4 protein-coding genes and 1 pseudogene are annotated in these 5,570 nt (G+C 71.4%); 3 read left to right on the top strand and 2 right to left on the bottom strand.

Annotation, left to right across the window (positions count from 1 at the left end):
• The first annotated feature begins 180 nt into the window (after positions 1 to 180).
• Both AB0O40_RS37365 and aceE read left to right on the top strand, forming a co-directional pair.
• Positions 181 to 816: a GntR family transcriptional regulator gene (locus tag AB0O40_RS37365; RefSeq protein WP_365050681.1), complete on the top strand. Its 636-nt coding sequence runs from the start codon at positions 181 to 183 to the stop codon at positions 814 to 816.
• Positions 817 to 1,028: 212 nt separating this feature from the next.
• On the top strand, positions 1,029 to 3,713 hold the full coding sequence (gene aceE, locus AB0O40_RS37370; RefSeq protein ID WP_365050675.1) for a pyruvate dehydrogenase (acetyl-transferring), homodimeric type: 2,685 nt from the start codon (positions 1,029 to 1,031) through the stop codon (positions 3,711 to 3,713).
• Positions 3,714 to 3,781: 68 nt separating this feature from the next.
• On the opposite strand, the gene AB0O40_RS37375 is transcribed toward aceE, so the two are convergent.
• Complete coding sequence (locus AB0O40_RS37375) at positions 3,782 to 4,729, bottom strand: SDR family oxidoreductase (RefSeq protein WP_365050678.1); 948 nt, start codon at positions 4,727 to 4,729, stop codon at positions 3,782 to 3,784.
• Between the two features lie 65 nt (positions 4,730 to 4,794).
• Between AB0O40_RS37375 and AB0O40_RS37380 the strand changes: the two genes are divergently transcribed.
• Positions 4,795 to 5,313, top strand: coding sequence for a DUF4240 domain-containing protein (locus AB0O40_RS37380; protein ID WP_365050684.1), 519 nt, complete (start codon positions 4,795 to 4,797; stop codon positions 5,311 to 5,313).
• Here AB0O40_RS37380 and AB0O40_RS37385 read toward each other — a convergent pair.
• Positions 5,310 to 5,570 (bottom strand): annotated as a pseudogene (locus AB0O40_RS37385) (hypothetical protein); the annotation flags it as partial. The gene AB0O40_RS37380 and the pseudogene AB0O40_RS37385 sit on opposite strands and share 4 nt — an antisense overlap.

The following is a 5,570-nucleotide window of genomic DNA, read 5'->3' on the forward strand; positions in this document are numbered from 1 at the left end:
CACCCCCGCGCGGGCCTTTTTGGTGGCGGCGGCCGGCCTCTGTGGGCGGGGGGTTTGAACCGCCCCACCCGGCGGGCCCCCCCCCCCGGAGATTGCGCGGGGGGGGGGCGCCGCCGTATCGTCTACGCATCAGTACCCTCGTCAGGTCCCTGCGCTACCCCAGGAGATGAAAACCCGATGATCACCCCACCCGTGGTGCACTCGCTGCGCGAGCAGATCCGCGAGCACATCGTGGAGGGGATCGTCAGCGGCCGCTGGAAGCCCGGCGAGCGGATCGTCGAGCGGCGGATCGCGGTGGAGCTGGAGGTCAGCCAGACGCCCGTGCGGGAGGCCCTGCGCGAGCTGGAGACGCTGCGCCTGATCGAGTCGGCGCCCAACAAGGGCGTACGGGTGCGCAACCTCTCGGCGGCGGACCTGGAGGAGATCTACCCCGTGCGGGCCGGGCTGGAGCAGATCGCGGCCGAGCTGGCCGGTCCCGCGCTGGCCGCCGACCCCGCGCTGCTGGACTCCCTCCTGGAGCCGCACGTGGTCGCCCTGCGGGAGGCCGACCGGACCTCGGACGGCACCGCCCAGGTGCGCCACACGGTGGCCTTCCACCGCGAGATGGTGCGGGCGGCCGGCAACAGCGTGCTGCTGCACACCTGGGAGAGCCTGGGCATCGAGGTCTTCACGGCGCTGTCGATCCGCTGGCTGGGAACGGTCCAGAAGTCGTACGCCGAGGAGCACGAGGCACTGGTCGAGGCCTTCCGCCGGCGGGACCCGGAGATCGGTGTACTGGTGAAGCACCACGTGCTCGGATGTGCACCCAGCGCCTGATTTGCCCGGTTTCACCTGGCACTCGGTGCACGATCTTGAGGCACGGAATGCCAACTTTTCGCACCAGTGTCATTTTTTGGCCTCATCCCTTTGATCGATCATCGATCAGGCGTTTACAGTTTCCGGCGGGCCACATCCAAGGCCCCGGCCCTGTCCTGCCAGTCAGGGAATCTTCTTCACCCCCTCCCACGTCCGGAAGGCGGCGCACACCGATGTCCGACCCCGTAGGAAAGCTTCCGAGCGAGCTCGACCAGCTCCCGGACCGCGACAGCGAGGAGACCGCCGAATGGGCGGCCTCGCTCGACGCCGTCGCCAAGGCCGCCGGCACGCACCGCGCCGAGTACCTGATGCGCCGTACGCTCCAGCACGCCGAGGCCGCCGGGCTCGCCCTGCCGAAGCTCCTGGAGACGGACTACGTCAACACCATCCCCACCGCCGCGGAGCCCGAGTTCCCCGGTGACCTGGAGATGGAGTCCAAGATCACCGCCTGGAACCGCTGGAACGCGGCCGCGATGGTCACCCGTGGTTCGAAGTACGGCGTCGGCGGCCACATCGCCACCTTCGCCTCCGCGGCCTGGCTCTACGAGACCGGCTTCGAGCACTTCTTCCGGGGCAAGGAGGCCGACGGTTCGGGCGACCAGCTCTACATCCAGGGCCACGCCTCCCCCGGCATCTACGCCCGTGCCTTCCTGGACGGCCGCATCTCCGAGCAGCAGCTCGACAACTTCCGGCAGGAGGCGGGCGGCAACGGCCTGCCGTCCTACCCGCACCCGCGCCGGCTGCCCTGGCTGTGGGAGTTCCCCACGGTCTCCATGGGCCTGGGCCCCCTCTCCGCGATCTACCAGGCGCGCTTCAACCGCTACCTGCAGAACCGGAACATCAAGGACACCGCCAACTCGCACGTCTGGGCCTTCCTGGGCGACGGCGAGATGGACGAGCCCGAGTCGACCGCCGCCCTGGCCCTGGCCTCCCGCGAGCAGCTCGACAACCTGACCTTCGTCATCAACTGCAACCTGCAGCGCCTCGACGGCCCGGTCCGCGCCAACTTCCGCGTGGTCCAGGAGCTGGAGGCGCAGTTCCGCGGCGCCGGCTGGAACGTCATCAAGACGCTGTGGGGCTCCGCCTGGGACGAGCTCTTCCAGCTCGACACCACGGGCGCCCTGGTCCGCCGCCTCCGCGAGGTGCCGGACGCGCAGTTCCAGACGTACGCGACCCGCGACGTGGCCTACATCCGCCAGCACTTCTTCGGCGTCAACGCCGAGCTGGTGCAGCTGGCCGGGGTGCTGTCCGACGCGAAGATCGCCGAGTGCTTCCACCGCTCCCGCGGCGGCCACGAGCCCCGCAAGGTCTACGCCGCGTACAAGGCCGCCCTGGAGCACAAGGGCGCGCCGACGGTGATCCTGGCGCAGACCGTCAAGGGCTACACGCTGGGCACCGGGTTCGAGTCGAAGAACGCGAACCACCAGATGAAGAAGCTGACCATCGACGAGTTCAAGGACATGCGCGACCTCCTTGGCCTCCCGATCCCGGACAGCGCCTTCGCCGACGGCGTGGTCCCCTACGGCCACCCGGGCGCGGACAGCCCCGAGGTCCGGTACCTGAACGAGCGCCGTGCGGCGCTCGGCGGCCCGGCCCCGGCCCGCAAGGTCCACCAGGTGGCGCTGCCGGCCCCGGCGGACCGTTCCTTCGCGCCGCTGCTCAAGGGCTCCGGCAAGCAGGAGATGGCCACCACCATGGCCTTCGTCCGCCTGGTCAAGGACCTGATGCGGGACAAGGAGACCGGCAAGCGCTGGGTGCCGATCGTCCCCGACGAGGCCCGCACCTTCGGCATGGAGTCGCTGTTCCCCTCGGCCGGCATCTACTCGCCGCTGGGCCAGACGTACGAGCCGGTCGACCGCGACCAGCTGATGTACTACAAGGAAGCCAAGGACGGCCAGATCCTCAACGAGGGGATCACCGAGGCCGGCGCCATGGCCGACTTCATCGCCGCCTGCACGTCGTACGCGACGCACGGCGAGCCGATGATCCCGTTCTACATCTTCTACTCGATGTTCGGCTGGCAGCGCACCGCCGACCAGATGTGGCAGCTCGCCGACCAGCTCGGCAAGGGCTTCATCGTCGGCGCCACGGCCGGCCGCACCACGCTGACCGGTGAGGGCCTGCAGCACGCCGACGGCCACTCGCACCTGATCGCGTCCACGAACCCGGCGTCGCTCAACTACGACCCGGCCTTCGCGTTCGAGATCGCGGTGATCGTCAAGGACGGTCTGCGCCGCATGTACGGCGAGCAGCCCGAGGATGTCTTCTACTACCTGACGGTCTACAACGAGCCGAAGGTCCAGCCGGCCATGCCCGAGGGCGTGGAGGAGGGCATCCTCAAGGGCCTGTACCGCTTCAACCAGGCCTCGGACCTGGGCGAGGCGGCCCCGGCCGCGGACGCCCCGAAGATCCAGCTGATGGCCTCGGGCACCGCGATCCACTGGATCCTGGAGGCCCAGAAGCTCCTGGCCGCCGACTGGAACGTGGCCGCCGACGTGTGGTCCGCCACCTCCTGGGGCGAGCTGCGCCGGGACGCGCTGGAGTGCGACGAGGCGCTGCTGCGCGGCGAGCAGCGCACCCCGTTCGTGACCCGCGCGCTGGACGGCGCCCCGGGCCCGGTCCTGGCGGTGTCCGACTGGATGCGCCAGGTGCCGGACCAGATCAGCCAGTGGGTCGAGCAGGACTACACCTCGCTGGGCACGGACGGCTTCGGCCTCTCCGAGACCCGCGAGGGCGCCCGCCGCCACTTCGGTGTCGACGCCCAGTCGATCACCGTGGCCGCGCTGGCCCAGCTCGCCCGCCGCGGCGAGGTCCCGGCCTCCGCGGTCAAGGAGGCCCGGGAGCGCTACGGCCTGTAGCCCCGGCAGTCGTACGAGCGGACGGCCGCACCCTCCTCCGGGGGGTGCGGCCGTCCGCTCTTGCGGTGCTACCGGTAGTCGTCGGGGGTGCGGTCGGCGCCGCCGTGCAGGACCTCCTCGATGTACCCCCAGCCGTCCGGGCGGCTGCCGTCCACGTCGGTGAAGCCGTACTCCCGGGCCGCCTCGGCGCTGGAGAGGGACCGGCCGTTGTACCGGTGCACCTTCGGGTCGGCCGCCAGCGCGGCCACCGCCCGGGCCAGGTACTGCGGCGTCTCGGAGACGGCGAAGTCCGGCACCCGGGCGACGGCATCGCGCCAGTTCTCCTCGGTGACCCCGAAGGTCTCCAGCATCTGCTCGGACCGCATCCAGCCGGGCGTGAGCGAGAGCGCGGAGCAGCCGGTGCCCTCGAGGTCGTGGGCGAGGTTGGCGGCCATCCGGATCGGGCCGTTCTTGGCCAGGTCGTAGAAGAAGTTCTCGCGGAAGCGGCGGTTGGTGCGGGCGGTGCCGTCGGTGATCTCGACGATCAGGCCGCCGGGGTTGCGGATCACCAGCGGGACCAGGAACCAGCTGGTCACGATGTGGCTGCGGACGCCGAGGTCCAGCATCCGCAGGCCCTGGTCGAGGTCGGTCTCCCACATCTTCTTGCCGAAGACGACCAGGTGCTCGCCGCCCCACAGGTCATTGACCAGCAGGTCCAGCCGGCCGTGGTCGGCGTCGATCCGCTCGGCGACGGCGCGCACCTGCTCGGGGTCGAGGTGGTCGGCGGGCAGCGCGATGCCGGTGCCGCCGGCGGCGGTGACCAGTTCGGCCGTCTGCTCGATGGTCTCGGTGCTCCGGCCGACCTCGCTGAGCCGCTGCCGGGTGGTGCGTCCGGTGACGTAGACGGTGGCGCCGGCGGCGCCCAGCGCGACCGCGATCGCCCGGCCCGCGCCCCGGGTGGCGCCGGCCACCAGGGCGATCCGGCCGGTGAGCGGGGCGGCTGTCGGTACCTCTGTAGGTGCACGGTGTTCGGTCATGGTGCGACCGTGTCACGGATGCGCGGGTGGCGGGGCGGACCGGCACCCGTGATGCTGGACGCGTGATGGACGAGACGGAGTTCTGGGAGATCGTCGACAGCACCCGCGAGGCCGCCGAGGGCGACCCCGAGGAACATGCCGACCTGCTGGTCGAGCGGCTGCTGGGGCTCGACCCCGACTCCGTGCTGGACTTCGCCCGGCACTTCGAGGCCCGGTACAACCGGGCGTACACCTGGGAGCTGTGGGGGGCGGCCTGGGTGCTCCTCGACGGCGCCAGCGACGACGCCTTCGACTACTTCCGCTGCTGGCTGATCGGCCAGGGGCGGGAGGTCTTCGAGGGGGCGCTGCACGACCCGGACGGCCTGGCGGAGCTGCTGGACGAGTTCGACGAGGAGATCGACGGGGACGGCGAGGAGCTGGGGTACGCGGCGGACGAGGCCTACGAACAGCTCACCGGGGCGGTGGCGCCGGACCTGGGCATCGCGGCGCAGTCGGCGGAGCCGGCGGGCACGGCCGTCGACTTCGAGGACGAGTCCGTCCTGGCCACCCGCTACCCCAACCTCTGGACCCGCTTCCGCCCCTAGCCCCCGGGGGCCCGGCGCACCCCTGACGCCCGGACGCCCCCAGCCCTGCGCGCCCCGCCGGCCGGGGGCCCGGCCCAGCCCTTCGCGCCCCGCCTGCCGGGGAGACCTTCCGCCCCGCCGGCGGAGTGGCAAATCCAGCCCCGCCGGCGTTTGAGGCGCGGGGTCCGGGCCATGCGGATGTGGCCGCCCTCGACCTCGTGGTAGGCGTCGCTGAGCGCCCAGCAGATCTTCTCGGGACCGTAGCGCGGGACGGTGAT

Origin of the sequence: Streptomyces sp. NPDC089919, from assembly GCF_040684615.1 — a bacterium.
GTDB lineage: Bacteria > Actinomycetota > Actinomycetes > Streptomycetales > Streptomycetaceae > Streptomyces.